Source organism: Herbaspirillum sp. B65, from assembly GCF_000333555.1.
Classification (GTDB): Bacteria; Pseudomonadota; Gammaproteobacteria; order Burkholderiales; family Burkholderiaceae_D; genus Herbaspirillum; species Herbaspirillum rubrisubalbicans.
The window spans coordinates 1-2,377 of record NZ_BADI01000335.1 but is presented as its reverse complement, the minus strand read 5'-3'; the positions used below and the strand labels follow the sequence as shown (position 1 = coordinate 2,377).

Below are 2,377 nucleotides of genomic sequence, written 5' to 3'. Positions count from 1 at the left end.
CGCCGACACCCCCGAAGGCAGGCATTGGCCAGGGACATCATTTGCGACCCTGCGCCCAACGGCGGCATCGTTCTGACCAATCTTCCACCCAAGGGCTGGATGAGCTACGCGCAGTTGTCGGCGCACCGTCCCGATCTGATCATGATGCGGCTGACCGGCAACCATGATGGCTCGGCTGCGGTCGACTATACGGTCAACTGCGCCAGCGGTTTTCCCATCGCCACAGGCGATTCGCCGACGCCGGTCAATCACGTCTTGCCGGCCTGGGACGTCAGCGCCGGGCTGTATCTTGCATTGGGCATCGTGGCTGCAGAACGGGCTCGCCGTCTTGAGGGAGGCGGGCAGGAGATCACGCTGGCCTTGTCCGACGTGATGCTCGCCACGGTGGGTAATCTGGGCTACATCGGCGATGTGATGATCAATGGCGCTTCACGCGAGCCTATCGGCAATCATCTCTATGGCGCATTCGGCCGCGACTTCAAGACGGCCGATGATCGTCGGGTCATGCTGACTGCCATCTCCAGCCGGCAATGGCGCGCTATCGGACGCGCCACCGGGCTCACCGAAAAATTGTCCATGATCGGTGCGCTCATGGACGTGGATCTCGATACGGAAGGCGGTTTGTTTCATGCGCGTGACGCTATCTGCGCCGTGCTGGCGCCGTGGTTTGCGGCGCGTACCCTGGAACAGGTCAAGGCTACGCTGGAAGGCAGCGGTGTTCTGTGGGGGCCGTATCAGGATTTCCGGCAACTGGTCGAAGAAGATCCGCGCTGTTCGCTAGCCAATCCGATCTTCAGCGAAATCGAACAAGACGGAATAGGGCGTCTGCTGGCGCCGAGGGGACCGTTGTCATTCTCCGGCAGTGTGACACCGGCGGTTTGCCAGGCCCCTATCTTGGGGAAAGACACTGAGCAAACGCTGAAGCAAGTCCTGAAACTGAGTGACCAGAAACTCGCAGAATTGGCCGAAAAAAAGGTCTTTGCATAAATGAGGGACATCACAGTACGTACAAGTTTGACGGCCGTGCTTCTGTCGTTTGCAGCGATGTTGGTCATTGGTGCTGCAGCCGGTCTTTTTTCTCTTGGGCGAGCCAATGATGCGCAACAAAGCCTGAACAGGATGTCTGCGCAAACCGTGCTGATCAATGATGCCTATAAAAACGCCATGCGCATTCGCGTGGTGTTGCTGGCGGCATATGCTGCGCTGAAAGAAAAGAATGACACCGTATCGCGGGACAAGATTCTGGCCCGAGGACAGCCATTCTTTGATCGCTATCGCCAACAATCGCAGGCGTTTGCAAATGCGCCTGTTCTACCCGGGCAAGATGCCGCCTTGAGGCAGGATCTACAAGCCTCTGCCAATGCCCTGGCAGGGTCGATTCAACTTGCTTTCGACTCGCTCAGGCAAGGAGATACCGGTGCGTTCACTACCCACAACGATGGCCGGGTGACCGCTGACGGAACAGCTTTCTCGGTCAGACTAGAAAAATTCCAGGAGCAATCCAAGGTATTGACCGAAAAACTGGCCGCAGAGGGGGAACGAGAATACAAGCGGATCAAGATACTGGTCATCGCCGGTCTCGGGCTGGCCTTGGTACTGGTGTTTGTCGCTCACATCGGATTGAAGAAAGTCGTGCTCAAGCCATTAGAGGAGGCGGCAGAGCTGTTGGGGAAAGTGGCACAGGGTGATCTGAGCCTGCGCATCCACAGAACCGGCAAGAGCGAAATCGGCAAACTCTATAAGGCATTGGCGCATATGCAAGACGGCCTGGTCGGCACCATTTCTGCGGTGCGCAAAGGCGCCGGTTCAGTCCATGTGGCGGCAAGCGAGATAGCCACGGGCAATATGGATCTTTCCGCCCGCACGGAAGCACAAGCCAGTTCGCTGGAGCAAACGGCTGCATCGATGGAAGAGATTACGAGCGTAGTACGGCAAAGTGCGGAGAACGCCCATTTAGCCAACGACCTTGCGCTCTCGGCATCCAGCGTTGCCATGACGGGCGGCGACATCGTTTCGCAAGTGGTCAGTACCATGGAGGCGATCAACGGCGCATCCCAAAAGATCATGGACATCATCGGCGTGATCGACGGTATTGCATTTCAAACCAATATCCTTGCACTGAACGCCGCAGTAGAAGCGGCCCGTGCAGGCGAGCAAGGACGAGGATTCGCAGTCGTGGCCAGTGAAGTACGAAGCTCAGCTCGGCCGCAACAATTTGCCGGGCCTGCAGGGCGATGCCGGTGATGCCAGCGAGCAGATCGAGCAGTTGAGCGAGCAGGTCAAGAAGCTCACCGCTGAAAACGAGCGCTTGCAATCTGCCCTCAACGCGTCGCAAAATGACTGAAGATCGCCCAGACGGCCCAGGCCACGCTGGCTG

At 57.9% G+C, this 2,377-nt stretch carries 3 protein-coding genes; all 3 read left to right on the top strand.

Going from position 1 to position 2,377, the window contains the following annotated elements; genetic code table 11:
- Positions 1–987, top strand: a 987-nt coding sequence (locus I5W_RS08390; RefSeq protein WP_044528883.1) for a CoA transferase, incomplete at its 5' end; no start/stop codon positions are given.
- Positions 988–2,244 carry a methyl-accepting chemotaxis protein gene (locus tag I5W_RS08385; RefSeq protein WP_083893497.1) on the top strand — a complete coding sequence of 419 codons (1,257 nt, stop codon included), beginning with the start codon at positions 988–990 and terminating at the stop codon, positions 2,242–2,244.
- Positions 2,216–2,344 carry a hypothetical protein gene (locus I5W_RS33840; RefSeq protein ID WP_256380765.1) on the top strand — a complete coding sequence of 43 codons (129 nt, stop codon included), beginning with the start codon at positions 2,216–2,218 and terminating at the stop codon, positions 2,342–2,344. Before I5W_RS08385 ends, I5W_RS33840 begins: the two co-directional genes overlap by 29 nt.
- Positions 2,345–2,377: the final 33 nt, after the last annotated feature.

Coding starts and splice junctions, on each gene's coding strand:
- I5W_RS08385 (WP_083893497.1), top strand. CDS start 988: ATGAGGGACATCACAGTACGTACAAGTTTGACGGCCGTGCTTCTGTCG.